This window comes from Veillonella dispar (genome assembly GCF_937975875.1).
In the GTDB taxonomy this organism is placed as follows: Bacteria; Bacillota; Negativicutes; order Veillonellales; family Veillonellaceae; genus Veillonella; species Veillonella dispar_B.
Map to the genome: position 1 here is coordinate 1 of NZ_CALJSP010000095.1, position 16,573 is coordinate 16,573.

Below are 16,573 nucleotides of genomic sequence, written 5' to 3' on the forward strand. Positions count from 1 at the left end.
CTACTATTTCAGTTTTATGAAATTGATAGTGTCTACCTTTTTAGTTTATAAAGTATATTTAAAATAATATCACTGCATTGTATCTTACAAAGATAAAGAATTTAACTGTAATAAGTCCACATCATTATAAATCAAATTTGTTATTTCAAACTTATCGTTTAGAGTAAAACATCCCTTTATTTCATTATAAGCGAAAGCATAGCCGTACATACTTTCACCATGAATAGAGACAACAGACATAGGCGCAACTACCGCATCAATAGGTACCGCATGATGTCCTAGTTGATCTATTACAAACTTAGCTTGTTCTCTGTCACATGCCAAAATTTGCCCCAAATCATATATGGCTTGATTTTTCTTTTCATTCCATTCATCATACTTCTTGCGTTGTCTAATGATATAGAATATACCAATAAGTATAATAAGAGTTAGAATTTTAAGTATTATCTCCATACGTTCTGTTCCTCTAAAATGCCTAATCAGCTAACACACTAAAAATTCATAAAAATAATTACAGTTACACAGACTAGCATATACGGAATAAAATAAAGATAAAGCATGTTAGCAGAACGACATAAACGTTCTTTTTCAGAAACCGACAAACCTGTAACCGCTTTAGCAACTTTATTTCTAGAATAAATATCACCTAATACTGCCAATAAAAAGATTACTGCTAATACTCTTGTTCCCCACAAGGTGTGGCCCCAAGGAATTACAGTATATGCTACCACAGCGAGACCTTTTAGTAACTGAAAAATTTTAATTTCTACACTCTTCTTTAAATCAATATTGTTTAATCGAATAACGACAGATATATAGACTTATCAACTTCATCCAAATCTTCAATCTTATACTTCGTTTTATTTTCATCAAAATGATAATATTTCCGTACATGATTTAACAAAGCTTTGGACTCTTGGTTTTGTTTGGAGAGAAATAGAACACAATTCATATTTTTATCAAAGACAATCATATTATCCTTACATAATAAGTATAGATACGAGCTGCCAGCCTTATCTTTCTCTACAAAGGCATCAAAGAAATAAGGAAATTTAGAGTTAGAGAAACTAGTATCAGATACAATAAATTGGCTACCCAATTTGCTAATATGAATTTCATTCTTAGGCCCAAACTCTAAAACTACACTACGGCCAACCAGCTCATCTGATGATGGTTCATGATAAAACATAAAAGCTATAAAAGCTGTTATTAAAGTTATGAGAATAATAATCCCAAGAAGAAACTTTCTCATCAATCTAGCCCCAAATTTTTTCTATATCAGCTATGCTATGTGCATCAGAGCCTAGTACGAATGGCACCCCAATGATAGCAGCCATGCCTTGAATAAAGCGGCTTGGATACATTTCACGGCAGTCTGGTTTAAAGAAACCACTCATGTTGTAGTCTAGTTCGCGCCCTTGTACGCGCATAATATGTAAGATATCGCTTACCACTTGCGCATTGCGGCGATCCAAGTGACGCTCAAAGCCAAAGTGGTGTTGGTATTTCTTGATTAAATCAAAGTGACCAATTCGTTTTGGCGTATATTCACCGAGGTCAGCACGTACGGCTTGGCGCACGGTGGAGTAATATTTGTAATATAACTCATATTGCTTTTGAATCCACGGACCAAAGCCACGCTCAAATTCTTCAGGGCTGTAGTCTAAGCAATAAAAGGCATTATTCACACCTTCCATAAAGTGAACAGATAAAATATTATCATCCGTCAACGGACCATAACGATCGAGGAACTCTTGAATATCCGTCTCAAAGCCTGGAATGTAATCCACTTCAAAGCCAAGGGAGATGTCGATATGAGTGCCATAAGCACGTTGCAATTGACGGCCTAATTCTAGATAGGAATCTACTTGATTCAATTTCAAAGACGCTGTGTCATAAGCCTTTTGGTCACCGCCGTATTCAACAGCAAAAGCCTTTGGCAATGGTGCATGTTCAGTGAGGCACACCTTTTCAATGCGCAACTCAATAGCCTTTTCGATCATCATTGCAGTGCGGTCCCCACTACCATGGGGACACAATTCTGTATGTACATGACCGTCCACAAGTCGGCTGCGATACTTACTGTACCCAACGAACTGCCGTTCATCTTTCATGTTCATTCAATCACCCTATTCGCCCTAACCCGTAGCGAACCCTTATCTATCATCTGTACATTTAGTCTGTAATTTAATATCTACGTTTTATTATACCAATAATGCGTATGTTTCGGTATCCTGATATTTACCATGTTTGAAACCAACTTGCGGTGTTAGACCACAGTAGGTGAATCCAAACCGTTCATGCAATGCTGTACTTGTCGCATTTCCCGCCGTAATAACAGACACTACAGTATGTAATGTTTCCGTTTCTTTCGCATGTTCTAATATATGAGCCATCAACTTAGATGCCACGCCCTTACCTCTATAATCTTCGTGGATGTAAATAGATAATTCGACGGTACTTTTGAAAGCATCCTTTGTTCTATATGGTGAAAGCGATGCATAACCTACAACTACATCATCTATAAGGCCTACAAAAATGCAGTGCTCAGAAGTTTGATGTGCCTCATACCACTCCTGCCACTCTGGCAACGTACGGGGCTCAAGATCAAGGGTGGCTACGCCGTTCACAACCTCGTAATTATAAATATCTAAACAAACTGCGATATCATCTTTTGTAATTGGTCGTATTACTAATTCACTCATAAGAAGCCCTCAAAACAGTTGTTATCAAAACTGAAATTATTTCTATATAACATAATATATAAAAAGAACCTAAATACGCAAGAAAAAAGGACGAGTTTCAACTCGCCCTTTTTGTTATATTGTAGGCAATATTTTGTACGCTTACTACCTATCAGTAGGATATCATAAATAAATTTCCAAAAGATAAACAAAAGACACCTAGAAATTTGGCCATTTCCAGGTGTCTTTTCAGGTGTACCAATTAAGATACCCCATACTCTTCAAATTAATTATAACACAATTAACTCTATGAATCTGTCTAGTTTATCTATTACACAATTACGAATAGTAGTACTGTAATAGCAATCAATGCACCAATTACAGCGTAGTCCATAGTTTTCAATCCTACAGATGCTGCAAAGCTATGTGTAGGTCCACCGAAGCCGCGTAGTTCTAGGGATAGCGCCATTGTTTCGGAGCGGCCCAAGGATTTTAAAAGCAATGGTTGGATCACGGATGCGTAAGATTTCATGCGTTTAATGAAGTTGCCTTCTAAGGATAAACCACGGCACGCTTGAGCCTCTTGTACAGCATGGCTTTCAGCGATGAAGTCAGGCACAAAACGTAGTGCTGCAGTGAACATAAATGCATATTCGTAAGGAATTTTGCATTGTGTTACGAGTGCCGCTGTAAGGTCTTGCAATTTTGTAGTTGCCAACAAGCAGATGAATACAAGTGTCATGGCGAGCATACGCAAGCCAGATACGATAGCGGATGTTACATCGCCACTGCCGAGGAATTGAACAACGCCAAGAAATATGGCAAAGCTAGTCAACGCCACAACGGCCTTACGTTGTTTGATCAATAAACCTGCAACAAATAACACGACAAGTTCTACAACGACTAAGGCCAATAGAGATACCCAGTCGCGTAATAGAATGGCCCACACGGATACAGCGAGGGTCATCAAGATTTTTGTTAACGGTACTAAACGTTCCATATGTCCCTCCTATTTTCTGCCCAACTGAGCCACTAACTTAGATTTCAATTCATCCATGGATTTGCAATAGCCTAGGGATGGCACCGCTAGTGAAAGTTCCACACTTGGCGGTTTTGTAAGGCCTAGGTCTTGCAATTCATCCGTAGATTTCTTGAATAATTCTTCTGGACTGCCATCAAAGGCAACCGTTTGGTTACCCATGATGAGTGCACGGCTACATTCGCTAGCCATGATTTCCATATCATGTGTAATGAGAAGGATCGTAATGCCTTCTTGATTAAGTTGACGCAATAGTACTAACAACTCTTTAGTTTCCTTACCATCTTGACCACTTGTTGGTTCGTCGAGGATGAGGATTTTAGATTGCATTGCTAGTGCAGAAGCAATAGCAACGCGTTGTTTTTCACCGCGGCGCAATGTTGGAGGATAGGCTTCACGTAAGTGAGCGATACCGGTACGTTCCAACACTTCATCAACGATTTCTTTCACTTCGGATTTACTGCGACCTAGTGATTCAGGACCGAAAGCAACCTCTGTGGCTACTGTTGGTCTGAACATTTGGCGATCTGGTTGTTGGAATACATAACCAATGAATTGACCACGTTTAGATGGCGGCATAGACGTAATATCCGTGCCGTTATAGTACATGCGGCCTTCGCTCGCCTTTTCAAGACCAACGAGCAAACGAGTGATGGTCGTTTTACCACAACCATTGCGACCGCCGATAGCGATATATTCGCCGCCTTCGATGGTGAAAGTCACATCTCGGAAGATGTCTACGGATGGCACATAGCCAAAGCGGATATTTTCAACCTTAAGCATGAGCGCCACCGTCCTTTCCTTGTACATCATCAACGCGTTGAATTGGTTGTTTATGTTCTACTGTATTTGTTTGATTAGCTGGAGACTTGCTTTCACCATGCACCTCAGTTTGGATGGCATGAGCCATTTCAATTTGGTGCAAGCCCTTGATAGCAGACTCGATACTAAGCCAAGGCTCATCACTGTGGAAGCCCGCTTGTTCAAGTTCCATATACGTGGTGAACACGGATGGCAACGCATCAACGTGAATATTGTGTTCGTACATATAACGAAGCGTAGTTGGTACATCGTCATCACAAGCAATAGAGCCATCCACCATGAGAGCCATGCGGTTTGCATACGGCAATACAGCGTGTAAGTCATGGTCGATAACAACAACGGTAATACCGTGTTTCTTGTTCAAATCACCTACGAGGCGATATAATTCGGCAGTCCCATCTGGGTCGAGGGAGCTCGTTGGTTCATCAAGAACAAGAACAGTTGGGTTCGTAGCCAATACGGAAGCGATTGCCAAACGTTGGCGTTGACCACCAGACAAGCTTGTAATCTTGCGATCTTCTAAGCCTACAAGGCCTACTTGCTTAAATACCTCTTCAGAACGACCTTTAATAGTTTCACGGTCATAACCGCGGTTTTCCATAGCAAAAGCTACTTCTTCACGAACTGTCATCGTTACGAGTTGCGTATCATAGTCGGCAAGAACTACACCGATATGGTTTGCAAGCTCTGGAATTTCCATTTGCGTAGTCGCTTTACCATCTACAAAGACCATGCCTTCAAGACGGCCACCGTAGAATTTAGGCACAGCACCTACCATAGCCATACAAAGGGTGCTTTTACCACAACCAGCAGGACCAGTCACAACGAGGAAGTCCCCATCATGTACGTCGAGATTGATGTTTTTAAGAGACGGTGTAGTCGCCTTTGGATGATAGTAATTTACGTGTTCAATGGAAATTTTAGCTTGGCGCTCAGGCAAGATCGTCATATGACTATGGTCAGACGTCAATTGATCTGCACTAGGCAACATACCGCGTTTGGAGAATAGACGTTGTGCTGGAATGTATAAGATTGGCGTAATAGCGCCATTCAAAGCACCTACGATAAGTACCAATGGCCACATGCCGTACATGTATACATTATTTGGTAAACCAAGCACTTGCCATAAGAGAGTAACGAAGATACCACCAGATACAACGGTCGCTAAGAAACCAGATACAATTGGGGTTAAATCGAAACCACCGATTTTACGGAACTTCATAGACAACATCGCACGTGTTACGAGAGCCGCTGTCAAAGCACCGCCTGGTTCAGACAACAAGTTGCCGTAAGGGAATGCTGACTTAGATGTCAAAACATTGATGAGTGCCGCTACAAGGCCAATCCCCAATGTTTGACTCAAACTTGGACGAGTCAATAAAATAGCTACGCAGTACGTAGCAATCGTCCAGTTTGGCGTTACCCCAGCCACACTAGGGCTCACCAAATGCAATATCGTGCCCAATGCGAGCATCAATGTGCTGACAGTAACCCATCTAAACTGGCCACCCTGCACATGCGTGTACACAAGATCTTGAATCCGTTCCATAATAGCCTCTTTTCTAAAAATGAATATATAATCTATATTTTATCACTCTTTGGGGACTTTTGCACGCTCCAGCTCTTCATATTACGTTCTAGTCTTGTTAATGACTCTATTGGTCACCTATGTGACTATTAGTCACTTTTCTTTATAATACAACTAATATATGATACTGATAGGAGCCAATTAACGTGTGTTAGTTCATCTCCTTCGTACATTGAAAGGAGATGGTGATATGACTGTATTTGAAGCCATATCATTAATGATTGCATTCGCAACATTAGTCATTCTTATTGTAAAATAAGAATGACCTAACACCCCAAATTGGACGTTAGGCCATTTCTCATTTTCTTATTTCCCAGGAGATGAGCCTAACGCATTCCAGAACGTTAATTGGCTCTTCTTGTTTTGTATTATACCACATCTAATAATATATTACAGCTGAGAAAACTAACTTTTACTATCATAATTAAATTTCTATTCTCACTTTCTCGTCATATAGTTGTGATATAATGCATACAAATACTTATGCCTAGGACATAGGAGGTCTATATGTACAAATATATTACAATTTTAGGGGCCGCTGGCCAAATTGCACAAAAGTTGACTGCTACATTATTAACATATACAGATATGCACCTTACATTATATGGTCGCCAATTGAGTACTCGTTTACATCCAGAGATTTTAGAGCATGAACGGGTTACTGTCATCGAGGGTTCTTTCCAAAACCCTGCTAAGTTAGAGGAAGCTGTAACAAATGCAGAGATCGTATTTGTAGGCGCTATGGAGTCTGGCAGCGATATGGCGGCTATTGTGAAAGCATTAAGCCGTAAAAATGTTCGCCGCGTTATCGGTCTTTCTATGGCTGGTCTTTCTGGTGAATTCCCTGCAGCACTTGAAAAATGGACCTTCGACAGCTTGCCTATTAGCTATGTCCAGGGCGAACGTCAAGCACGTAATGTGTTGCGCGAATCTAACTTAAACTACACAATCTTGCGCCTCACATGGCTCTACAATGATCCAGAAAACACAAATTATGAGCTCATTCCTGAAGGCGTTCAATTTAACGATGCCCAAGTTACACGGGAAGCTGTAGTAAAAGCCATCTTCGACATCTTACATGTAGATGATGAAACACCATTCCACCGCGCAAGCATCGGTATTGGTGAACCAGGTACACACTACGACAAACCAAGCTTTCACTAATATATAACTATATAAATAGCCAAAGACTATCTACTATTGTAGGTAGTCTTTTTTGTGGTATATCCAAAATCTAATCAGTACATTTTTACTCATGTAACATAGATTTTGGGTATACCTTTTCTTATTCCCATATTTTATAGTTATTTATATAGATAAACTTTCGTATTTAGGCTATACTAATAAATGATTAAGTTATACTAATAGATATGTGAAAGTAAACGCCTATGCGGTTATCGATACCATTTATATATACATTTCTCTGCATAAAACATCGGGAAATTTATGTATAAAAATTAACGATATCCATTTTTGGTCCCACTTAGGGCTGAGGCTGATTAAGGAGTTATTATGAATCGCATTGTTGTTATTGGTAGTTGTAACATGGATATTGTAGTGCTCGCCGATAAACGTCCAGCGGCAGGCGAAACAATCATGGGCAACGAATTGCACATCGCTCACGGCGGTAAAGGTGCCAACCAAGCGGTAGCAGCTGCACGTCTTGGTGCAGAGGTTACTATGGTAGGTTGTATCGGTGCAGATGCATACGGCCAAATGATTATGGATAACCTAAAGGAAAATCATATCAATACAGACTACATCGTTACGGTACCAGATACTACAACTGGCACAGCCCACATCACATTGGCTGAAGGCGATAATAGCATTATCGTGATTGCAGGTGCTAATGCTAAGCTAGACAAAAACGTAGTAGATAATGCTTGGTCTGCTATCGAGCAAGCAGATCTTGTAATGGTGCAAAACGAAATTCCTATTCCCACAATCGAATACATCGTTCGTCGTTGTCACGAGGCTAATGTAAAAGTCCTCTTAAATCCAGCTCCAGCGGCTGACCTCAATCCAGAGTGGTTAGAATTGGCAACCTATATTACGCCAAATGAGCATGAACTATCTGCCCTCTACCCTAATCAATCCACAGAGGAAACATTACTAGCTAACGAAAACAAAATCATTGTTACCCTTGGCAGTAAGGGTGTAGGCTATGGCGATAACGGCAAAATCCACACCGTATCTGGCTTCAAGGTTGAACCGGTAGACACTACTGGCGCAGGCGATACCTTCAACGGTGCCTTTGCAACGGCTATCGTTAATGGTAAAAGCTTAGCTGACGCGTTGCACTACGGCAATGCAGCTGCAGCCCTCTCCATCCAACGCTTGGGTGCTCAAGGTGGCATGCCAACAAAAGACGAGGTTGCTGCATTCTTGGCACAACATTAAACTATTGAATAGACCTTTAATAGTTATTAAGTAATGAATGCATCTACCCTTTATATAACAAAAGGAGTTAATAGCCGAGGTGTTAAACCTCAGCCATCAGAGTATAAAAGGAGTTTACTATGCAACGACACGGCATTTTAAATAGCCATATCGCTAAGGTTCTTGCCGACCTTGGTCACACAGATACGATTTGTATCTCTGACTGCGGGTTGCCAGTACCTGAAGGGGTTCAAAAAATCGACTTAGCCTTAGATTTCGGTGTACCAAGCTTTGAGCAAGTTGTATCGATCATCGCTAAGCATATGAAATCCGAAGCAGTTCATGTGGCAACAGAAATTAAGGAAAATAATCCTAAAGCTTATGACTTCTTGGAGACTACCTTCCCATCCGATCAATACGAATGGATTGAAACAAGCCATGAAGCTTTCAAAGAAGCCACAAAACAATGCAAATGCATCATTCGAACTGGTGAAGCATCTCCGTATGCCAACATTATCTTGCGCGCCGATTGTATTTTTAGCGATCGTCCCTAGAGCAATAGATTAGAGATACTTTCACCAATCATATAGGAGTAGTTATGGAAATTGTTATGTCAGGCATTGCAAAGGCATTTGGTACGAACCAAGTTCTGCGCGATGTAAGTATTACCCTCAAGGAGGGCGAGGTTCACGCCTTGATGGGCGAAAATGGGGCCGGCAAGTCCACCCTTATGAATATCCTTACGGGTATTCACAAGGCAGACGCTGGTAAAATCACCATCGACGGCGTAGAGCGCACCTTCCCAAATCCGAGGGAGGCCGAGCTAAACGGTGTGGCGTTCATCCACCAAGAGCTCAACATTTGGCCAAATCTAACATTGTTAGAAAATCTATATTTAATGAGACCAAAGCGCAATAAATTTGGTATGCTCGATAAAAAAGCGATGCTCGCTGAGGCAGAGAATACCTGCCGCGAACTAGGCATCGAATTGCCCCTCACTACTGAGGCGGGCCTTTGCTCCGTTGGTCATCAACAAATGACGGAAATCCTTCGCATCTTGATGTTAGATGCAAAGGTTGTCATCATGGACGAACCGACAGCAGCCCTCACCGAGCGCGAAACGGCCACATTGTTCAATATGATGCGCAAAATGAAAGCACGCGGCGTTGCTATCGTATATATCTCTCACCGCATGGAAGAGGTATTCAGCGAATGCGATACCATAACGGTTATGCGTGATGGTCACACCATCATTACAAAACCAACATCTGAGATTTCTGTAGACGAAGTGGTACGCCACATGGTAGGCCGTTCTATCGACGAGTTCTACCCTACGCGCACTACAACACCAGGCGAAGTAGTGATGAGCGTAGATAACCTCAAACCAGAAGGTTTCGACAATGACATCTCCTTCTCCTTGCGCAAGGGCGAAATCCTCGGCGTAGCAGGCCTTATGGGCGCTGGCCGTACAGAAATCATGCGCGCCATCTTTGGCGTAGATAAACACAATGGCGGTACCGTAACAGTGAACGGCTCCGTTCTCAACTGTAAAAAACCAGAAGATGCTATCAAAGCTGGCATTGCTTTCATCACAGAAAATAGAAAGAGCGAAGGCTTGATCCTCGACTTCTCCATCGGTTCCAACATTACCTTGCCGAACCTTGGCGAAATTTGCCCATCTCATATACTAGATAGCAACAAGCTCAATTCCTTTGCTGACGAATTGTCTAAAAAACTAGGCGTTAAAACACAATCTATTCACGAACCAGCATCGTCCCTATCCGGTGGTAACCAACAAAAGGTGGTTATCGCAAAATGGGTTGGTAAAAAGCCATCCATCATCATCATGGACGAACCTACGCGCGGTATCGATATCGGTGCGAAACGTGATATTTATGATTTAATGAACGAATTAACGAACGATGGTGTGTCCATTATCATGGTGTCCTCTGAGTTACCGGAAGTGCTCGGCATGAGCGACCGCGTTATGGTCATTCATGAAGGCCGCGTTGCAGGTATCTTGGATCGCAGCGATGTAACACCAGAATCGATTATGACATTAGCCACAGGAGGACAATAATGGACAGTAAAGCTCTACAATATGTAAAAAAATTAGGCCCCCTCATTGGCCTCATCCTATTATTTGTAATTATCTCTGTCATGAATGACAGTTTCCTTGAATTCTCTAACTTGCGTAACTTGTTGCGCCAAGTATCCATCAATGCGATCATCGCCTTTGGTATGACTTTTGTCATCTTAACAGGCGGTATCGACTTATCTGTTGGTTCCATCCTTGCCCTCTCTAGTGCAGTGATGGCTAACCTCATCGTAACTGGTACTGACCCTGTATTGGCTATCTTCTTAGCCGCAGGTGCGGGCCTTGTATTGGGCGGTATTAACGGTCTCGTTATTACCTATGGCCGCGTAGCTCCATTTATCGCTACCTTGGCGACCATGACCATCTACCGTGGTGCGACCTTGGTATTCACAGACGGCAACCCAATCTCTGGTCTTACCCAAGACCCTCTATTCCACGGCTTTGGCCAAGGAGATATTGCAGGCCTTCCAGTGCCAGCTATCACAATGTTCCTTGCTTTCATCATCCTCTGGTTCGTATTGAGCCGCACATCCTTAGGCCGTAAAACATACGCCGTAGGTGGTAGTGAAAAGGTAAGTTACATTGCTGGTATCAAGATTGACCGCGTTAAAATCTTCGTGTATGCCTTAACTGGTATGCTCTGTGGTATCGCGGGTGCAATCATCACATCTCGTCTTAACTCTGCACAACCTACAGCAGGTGCAGGCTACGAACTTGACGCTATCGCAGCCGTAGTTCTTGGCGGCACAAGCCTTGCTGGTGGTCGTGGTCATATCGTTGGCACATTAATTGGTGCCCTAATTATCGGTACCCTCAACAACGGGTTAAATATTCTCGACGTTTCCAGTTTCTATCAACAAGTTGTAAAAGGTATTGTCATTTTATTGGCGGTTCTTGCAGACCGCAAGAAAGCCTAGGAGGTTCCTATGAAAAAACTATTGTTACTGTTGGCGATGGCTATCATGGTTATCGGTCTTGTAGCAGGCTGTGGTAAAAGCGCTGATAACGGCGGCGACAAAAAATCCGGCACAATCGGCTTCTCTGTTTCCACATTGAACAACCCATTCTTCGTAACTATGAAAGAAGGCGTTGAGGCTCAAGCTAAAGCGCTTGGTCTTAAAGTTAAAATCGTTGATGCTCAAAACGACCCTGCAAAACAAGCAAACGATATTTCTGACTTGCTTGAAAGCGGCGTTTCTGTATTGATCATCAACCCTGTAGACTCTGCAGCTATCTCTACTTCCGTAGAAGCAGCAAATGCTAAAAACATTCCTGTAATCACTGTTGACCGTTCTGCTGATAAAGGCAAAGTAGTTGCTCACATCGCTTCCGATAACGTAAAAGGCGGCGAAATGGCAGCTCAACTAATCGTTGATAAAGTAGGCAAAGCTGCGAAAGTAGCTGAAATCGAAGGTATCCCTGGTGCTTCCGCAACTCGTGAACGGGGCCAAGGTTTCCATAACGTAGCTGACAAAGATTTAACAGTAGTAGCAAAACAAAGTGCTGACTTCGACCGTACAAAAGGTTTGAACGTAGCAACAAACATTTTGCAAGCTAACCCTGATGTACAAGCTATCTTCGCTCATAACGACGAAATGGCATTGGGCGCTATTCAAGCAGCTAAATCCGCAGGCAAAACAATCTTCATCGTAGGCTTTGACGGTACTGCTGACGCAGACAAAGCTGTTAAAGACGGCACATTGGCTGCAACAATTGCTCAACAACCAGACCAAATGGGTAAAATCGCTATTGATACAGCACAAAAAGTTATCAAAGGCGAAGCTGTAGAAGCTAAAATCCCTGTAGATCTTAAAGTTGTTACAAAATAATTGTAAATAGAAACTGGGTACAGAAAACCCCGACATCAAATTGATGTCGGGGTTTTTATTATATGTATTTTAGTTAATCCTATATAACGTTTATCAACCAAAATATATACTCTTATAGTGTTTTCTTAAAGAAAGTGATGTTATGAAAACAACATATATTAGAACATGAAGTTTACATCTGTACGCCAGTAATCGCCTAATTTATTACCGTCCATATCTTTATTACCGAAGCCATAGTAAGCACCGATAGATACGTTTTGGAATGGTACATAGTTTACATTAGCTACGAAGCCTTTGAAACCATTACGTACATGGGCTACGCCTTTATTATCTACATAGTGTTGATTGTAGAAGCTATAGGCAGGCGCAAAGGCACTACTGAAGATTGGAGAATTTGCTTCTTCATAGTAGTATTGACCGCGAACGCTATAAGTATGAGCTTTCTTAATGTCATAATTACCATAGCCAAGGCTAGCCATCCACGCATGAGAATCAGATACGCCTGGTGCTGTAAGCCATTCGCCGAAGACGTTCCAACGTTTAAAGTTCATGTTTGCGTTGAGGCCCCAAATGTTTTTGTATGGAGAATCAATAAAGGATTTAACTTGTTTACCAGTAAGTGCATCCACATCTTGGCCTTGGTACAATTTACCATTATGGAAGCGACCATACATACCACCAAGGGTAACATGTTTATTGAGTTTTCCCTTAACTTCAACCATAGCGGCAGTAATAGTATTGTCTTTAGTTTGGTATGTAGGAGCGCCGCCCAACCAGTAACCATAACTAGCAGATACATCAAGCTTGCCATGTTTGTACATAAGGCGAGCACCATCAACGAGATCATCATACATAAGACCTAGAGCTGGTGTATAGAGTTGACGACCTACGCGCAAAGTTGTGTCTTTACCAAAATGATGATCTACATAGGCAAGATTAATTTTGCCTTGTGTTGCGTTGCTATTGCCGAGTTCACTAGAGCCTTGAATACGTACAACAGCATCAGTTTTATCGTTAACTTTAGCATTAAAGATAACACGGGCACGATAATCAAAGGAAGAATGTTTACCATACGCATAGGTATCATTTTTCAATTCGCTGCCACGGTAACGCAATCGATAGTTACCAGTTACCTTTACATTCCCTACTTGATTTTCTAATTTTGCTACTCGTACACCTAATGTGTTGAGTTCATTTCCAAATTCGTCGGCCAAGCGATTAATCATCGCTTGTTGTTCCACATTGGCTTTATCTTGATTAGCCATAGCTTTAGCTACCATTTGAGCCATTTCGTAACGCGTAATAGGATTGTTACCTTTGAAAGTTCCATCAGGGTATCCATTAATAATCCCTGCATTTGCTAATTGCTCAACAGATTGGTATGCCCAACTAGAAGCAACCACATCGGAAAATGGATTGGCTGCATACACACTTACAGAACCCAATACCATACAGGAAACTAAACTTGCTACCAACTTTTTATTCATTAAAAAGACCTTCTCTCATATAGATATCACACAATATCTCATATATTAATTTTATTTTGTATTATACGTAAACAATTCTATACCTAGAATAAAATCTATTATGTATATTAAATAAGCACTATTTATAAGATTTTTATTCGTGAGGTGTTGTATAGTTAATATCTTGTGCCTTGTAGCTTTCACCATGAGCTAATACGTGAACGATGGTTTCCAATGTGGCACGTACAGTTTCAACAGCCATACTTGGTTGATTTGGTTTATCCACCACTTGAGATGGCAAGTACGGAATATGCATGAAGCCCGCCTTAATATTGCCCTTTTGCGCTGCATAATGACATACACCATACATCAAGTGATTGCATACAAAGGTACCCGCTGTATTAGAAACCTTTGCAGGAATGCCATTTTGATGCAATGCGTTAACAATATTTTTAATTGGTAATGTCGCAAAGTATGCACTAGGGCCATCAGCTACAACAGGTTCATCTTCAGGTTGGTTGCCTCCATTGTCTGGAATACGGAAGTCATCGCAGTTAATAGCAACACGTTCCACTGTAATATCTGGGCGCCCCCCTGCTTGACCTACACATAGAATAAAGTCTGGTTCGCATTGTTCAGCCGCTGCTTTCACAGTATCAACAGATTTGTAACGTACAGTAGGAACCATTTGAGTCACTACCTTATAATCACCATCGGTATAGCCATCCATTGTTTTTACCGCTTCCCAAGCTGGGTTAATAGGTTCACCGCCAAATGGATCAAAACCGGTAATCAAAATTGTTTTCATCACACTACCTCATAACGATATTCTATGATTTATATCAATAAGTACATGTTTTTATAAGGACAATCCTACCTCAAAACTACATCATAGTAGATTGTATATAACATCCGCTCTCATAAGAATATCGTTTTTCAAAGAAAAAGGTTAAATAAAGTAATACATTAATAGGATATTTAATACAAGCATAATTAATGCAATTGGAAGTTGTGCTTTAATAACGCCGTATTGATCGCGCATTTCAAGGAGCGCTACCGGTACGATGTTAAAGTTGGCCGCCATAGGAGTCATCAATGTACCGCAATAACCAGCAAGCATTGCAATAGCACCGACAGCAGCTGGGTTAGCACCATGAGCTACTACGAGCATTGGAATACCGATGGCACTTGTAATCATGGCAAATGCAGCGAAGGCGTTACCCATGATCATTGTGAAGATAACCATACCGATACAGTATGCTACAACAACGAGGAATACATTGTCAGCTGGTACTACACTTGCGACGGCACTGGAGATAATTTTACCAACGCCAGCCAAATTAAATAGATAGCCGAGAGCCGCTAATAATTGGGACAAAATAGCAGTCCAACCGATTGCATCGATAAGACGACGACCTTCATGGAAGCCTTGGTTAAATGAACCCTTAGTGATGTAAAGAGCAGCACCCATAGCAATGATTGCGGCAATACCAATGCCTACAAGAGCCCCTAATTTAGTAAAGAAGCCAATGATGAATGTGATGATACCAACAAGTAAAGCCGGTACGAAAATAACATTACCAATACGGACTGCTTCGTCTTTTTTGAATTCAATAGGAGATTCAAAGTAATGACCTTTGCCGAGTTGTTTTACCAAGACGATAGCAGCCATGGCGATAACGAGCCAGCCATTTATTTCCTTTGATAGATAAGAACCAAAGATAAAGGACACGCTGTACAAGAGCCAGAATAAACCTGTACCGATACGATATTTATGTTCTTTATCTAAAAATGATTGAATGGCAAAGATAAATAAGATGATCCCTACGAGAAGGTATACATAATCTAAGGGCTGCATTTTATAGATAAGTTCTAACATATTATTCAGCCTCCTTCTTTAATTCTTCTGGTGTAACAAGGATATTAAATTCATTAGGTACTAATTTACCAGCTTTCATATCCTCTTCGTCACGAGCTACAGAGGCTTGAATTGTTTTATCAAAGATAATAAAGCGAATGAAATTAACGATATAGGCACAAACAGCAGTTGGCAATCCGTATAACACCATATCTGTTAACTCTACAGAATAGCCTAATTGTTCCATAACACCTTTGATAAGCAATAACCCACCAGCAGCAAGGAACAAGTTTTGACCGAAGAAATTGCCTATATTATCTGCAGAAGCAGCTATACCACGCACCTTATCAAGAGTACGTTGAGATACTGGGCGACCTTGCGCTACTGCAGCTTCACTCATAGGTGCGATCAACGGACGTACCATGGCAACCATACCGGACATGTTAATACCAAAAGCTACAGTTACTTGGCGCACAAATAAGTAAATCATAAAGATACGACCAGCCGTAGCAGCGTTGATCTTGCCGATCAAAATTTCTGCCCGTTCACGTAAGCCATGACGTTCCATAAGACCAATAACAGGTAAAATCAAGATAAATAATGACATATAACGATTTTTAACAAAGGCCTCACCAATGGCACCAACGATATCGTTGATACTGAGACCACCTGCAAGGCCCGTTACAAAACCTGCGGCTACGACAACTAACAAGGCATTAAAGCGCAGCATCAGACCGATGACCATCACTAAAATACCAGATAAGACTAACATAGTCTCACATCCTTTCAAAAAACCATCCATGACCCTAA

The 16,573-nt window shown here is 41.3% G+C and carries 19 protein-coding genes; 7 read left to right on the plus strand and 12 right to left on the minus strand.

Annotated features, from left to right (window positions below; all coding sequences use genetic code 11):
• Positions 1-84: 84 nt before the first annotated feature.
• The 8 genes from Q7P05_RS04350 to Q7P05_RS04385 all read right to left on the minus strand — a co-directional run bounded on the left by Q7P05_RS04350 (position 85) and on the right by Q7P05_RS04385 (position 6,094).
• Complete coding sequence (locus Q7P05_RS04350) at positions 85-453, minus strand: hypothetical protein (protein WP_303930716.1); 369 nt, start codon at positions 451-453, stop codon at positions 85-87.
• A gap of 38 nt (positions 454-491) precedes the next feature.
• Complete coding sequence (locus Q7P05_RS04355; protein ID WP_287533676.1) at positions 492-731, minus strand: hypothetical protein; 240 nt, start codon at positions 729-731, stop codon at positions 492-494.
• 62 nt (positions 732-793) lie between these two features.
• A complete protein-coding gene (locus Q7P05_RS04360; RefSeq protein ID WP_303930718.1) occupies positions 794-1,252 on the minus strand; it encodes a hypothetical protein in 459 nt (152 codons plus the stop codon).
• Between the two features lie 4 nt (positions 1,253-1,256).
• Positions 1,257-2,120, minus strand: coding sequence for a histidinol-phosphatase HisJ (gene hisJ / locus Q7P05_RS04365; protein ID WP_303930720.1), 864 nt, complete (start codon positions 2,118-2,120; stop codon positions 1,257-1,259).
• Between the two features lie 84 nt (positions 2,121-2,204).
• Complete coding sequence (locus tag Q7P05_RS04370) at positions 2,205-2,705, minus strand: GNAT family N-acetyltransferase (protein ID WP_303930721.1); 501 nt, start codon at positions 2,703-2,705, stop codon at positions 2,205-2,207.
• 310 nt (positions 2,706-3,015) lie between these two features.
• Positions 3,016-3,684: an energy-coupling factor transporter transmembrane component T gene (locus Q7P05_RS04375; protein WP_295824358.1), complete on the minus strand. Its 669-nt coding sequence runs from the start codon at positions 3,682-3,684 to the stop codon at positions 3,016-3,018.
• Positions 3,685-3,693: 9 nt separating this feature from the next.
• The gene (locus tag Q7P05_RS04380; RefSeq protein WP_295824360.1) at positions 3,694-4,506 is read right to left on the minus strand and encodes an energy-coupling factor ABC transporter ATP-binding protein; all 813 of its coding nucleotides are present in this window, start codon (positions 4,504-4,506) and stop codon (positions 3,694-3,696) included.
• On the minus strand, positions 4,499-6,094 hold the full coding sequence (locus Q7P05_RS04385; protein ID WP_303930724.1) for a tryptophan transporter: 1,596 nt from the start codon (positions 6,092-6,094) through the stop codon (positions 4,499-4,501). Before Q7P05_RS04385 ends, Q7P05_RS04380 begins: the two co-directional genes overlap by 8 nt.
• Before the next feature lie 187 nt (positions 6,095-6,281).
• On the opposite strand from Q7P05_RS04385, the gene Q7P05_RS04390 reads away from it, so the two are divergent.
• The 7 genes from Q7P05_RS04390 (at position 6,282) to rbsB (ending at position 12,439) form a co-directional block, all read left to right on the plus strand.
• Positions 6,282-6,392, plus strand: coding sequence for a putative holin-like toxin (locus Q7P05_RS04390; protein ID WP_295792506.1), 111 nt, complete (start codon positions 6,282-6,284; stop codon positions 6,390-6,392).
• A 248-nt stretch (positions 6,393-6,640) separates the two neighbouring features.
• Complete coding sequence (locus Q7P05_RS04395) at positions 6,641-7,297, plus strand: NAD(P)H-binding protein (protein ID WP_005387476.1); 657 nt, start codon at positions 6,641-6,643, stop codon at positions 7,295-7,297.
• 348 nt (positions 7,298-7,645) lie between these two features.
• The gene (gene rbsK, locus Q7P05_RS04400; protein WP_303930726.1) at positions 7,646-8,533 is read left to right on the plus strand and encodes a ribokinase; all 888 of its coding nucleotides are present in this window, start codon (positions 7,646-7,648) and stop codon (positions 8,531-8,533) included.
• A 119-nt stretch (positions 8,534-8,652) separates the two neighbouring features.
• Entirely contained in the window at positions 8,653-9,066 is a 414-nt protein-coding gene (gene rbsD, locus Q7P05_RS04405; protein WP_303930728.1) for a D-ribose pyranase, read from the plus strand.
• 44 nt (positions 9,067-9,110) lie between these two features.
• Positions 9,111-10,592, plus strand: coding sequence for a sugar ABC transporter ATP-binding protein (locus Q7P05_RS04410; RefSeq protein WP_303930740.1), 1,482 nt, complete (start codon positions 9,111-9,113; stop codon positions 10,590-10,592).
• Positions 10,592-11,527 (plus strand): ABC transporter permease, encoded by a 936-nt coding sequence (locus tag Q7P05_RS04415; protein WP_123138321.1) that lies wholly within the window; start codon positions 10,592-10,594, stop codon positions 11,525-11,527. Before Q7P05_RS04410 ends, Q7P05_RS04415 begins: the two co-directional genes overlap by 1 nt.
• Before the next feature lie 9 nt (positions 11,528-11,536).
• Positions 11,537-12,439, plus strand: coding sequence for a ribose ABC transporter substrate-binding protein RbsB (gene rbsB / locus Q7P05_RS04420; protein WP_060919259.1), 903 nt, complete (start codon positions 11,537-11,539; stop codon positions 12,437-12,439).
• 158 nt (positions 12,440-12,597) lie between these two features.
• Here the strand turns inward: rbsB and Q7P05_RS04425 are convergent, their stop codons facing one another.
• The 4 genes from Q7P05_RS04425 to Q7P05_RS04440 form a co-directional block, all read right to left on the minus strand.
• Positions 12,598-13,926: an S-layer homology domain-containing protein gene (locus Q7P05_RS04425; protein WP_303930744.1), complete on the minus strand. Its 1,329-nt coding sequence runs from the start codon at positions 13,924-13,926 to the stop codon at positions 12,598-12,600.
• Between the two features lie 133 nt (positions 13,927-14,059).
• A complete protein-coding gene (gene pcp, locus Q7P05_RS04430) occupies positions 14,060-14,713 on the minus strand; it encodes a pyroglutamyl-peptidase I (protein ID WP_213467961.1) in 654 nt (217 codons plus the stop codon).
• A gap of 141 nt (positions 14,714-14,854) precedes the next feature.
• Positions 14,855-15,784, minus strand: coding sequence for a DUF979 domain-containing protein (locus tag Q7P05_RS04435; RefSeq protein ID WP_303930746.1), 930 nt, complete (start codon positions 15,782-15,784; stop codon positions 14,855-14,857).
• Between the two features lies 1 nt (position 15,785).
• Entirely contained in the window at positions 15,786-16,535 is a 750-nt protein-coding gene (locus tag Q7P05_RS04440) for a DUF969 domain-containing protein (protein ID WP_101928628.1), read from the minus strand.
• Between the last annotated feature and the right edge of the window lie 38 nt (positions 16,536-16,573).

Bases quoted from the DNA above. Each gene is read 5' to 3' on its own strand.
- Q7P05_RS04380 (WP_295824360.1), bottom strand. From the start codon at position 4,506: ATGCTTAAGGTTGAAAATATCCGCTTTGGCTATGTGCCATCCGTAGAC.
- Q7P05_RS04370 (WP_303930721.1), bottom strand. From the start codon at position 2,705: ATGAGTGAATTAGTAATACGACCAATTACAAAAGATGATATCGCAGTT.
- Q7P05_RS04435 (WP_303930746.1), bottom strand. From the start codon at position 15,784: ATGTTAGAACTTATCTATAAAATGCAGCCCTTAGATTATGTATACCTT.
- Q7P05_RS04350 (WP_303930716.1), bottom strand. From the start codon at position 453: ATGGAGATAATACTTAAAATTCTAACTCTTATTATACTTATTGGTATA.
- Q7P05_RS04395 (WP_005387476.1), top strand. From the start codon at position 6,641: ATGTACAAATATATTACAATTTTAGGGGCCGCTGGCCAAATTGCACAA.
- rbsK (WP_303930726.1), top strand. From the start codon at position 7,646: ATGAATCGCATTGTTGTTATTGGTAGTTGTAACATGGATATTGTAGTG.
- Q7P05_RS04425 (WP_303930744.1), bottom strand. From the start codon at position 13,926: ATGAATAAAAAGTTGGTAGCAAGTTTAGTTTCCTGTATGGTATTGGGT.
- Q7P05_RS04415 (WP_123138321.1), top strand. From the start codon at position 10,592: ATGGACAGTAAAGCTCTACAATATGTAAAAAAATTAGGCCCCCTCATT.
- Q7P05_RS04385 (WP_303930724.1), bottom strand. From the start codon at position 6,094: ATGGAACGGATTCAAGATCTTGTGTACACGCATGTGCAGGGTGGCCAG.
- pcp (WP_213467961.1), bottom strand. From the start codon at position 14,713: ATGAAAACAATTTTGATTACCGGTTTTGATCCATTTGGCGGTGAACCT.
- Q7P05_RS04440 (WP_101928628.1), bottom strand. From the start codon at position 16,535: ATGTTAGTCTTATCTGGTATTTTAGTGATGGTCATCGGTCTGATGCTG.
- rbsB (WP_060919259.1), top strand. From the start codon at position 11,537: ATGAAAAAACTATTGTTACTGTTGGCGATGGCTATCATGGTTATCGGT.
- Q7P05_RS04360 (WP_303930718.1), bottom strand. From the start codon at position 1,252: ATGAGAAAGTTTCTTCTTGGGATTATTATTCTCATAACTTTAATAACA.
- rbsD (WP_303930728.1), top strand. From the start codon at position 8,653: ATGCAACGACACGGCATTTTAAATAGCCATATCGCTAAGGTTCTTGCC.
- Q7P05_RS04375 (WP_295824358.1), bottom strand. From the start codon at position 3,684: ATGGAACGTTTAGTACCGTTAACAAAAATCTTGATGACCCTCGCTGTA.
- Q7P05_RS04410 (WP_303930740.1), top strand. From the start codon at position 9,111: ATGGAAATTGTTATGTCAGGCATTGCAAAGGCATTTGGTACGAACCAA.
- hisJ (WP_303930720.1), bottom strand. From the start codon at position 2,120: ATGAACATGAAAGATGAACGGCAGTTCGTTGGGTACAGTAAGTATCGC.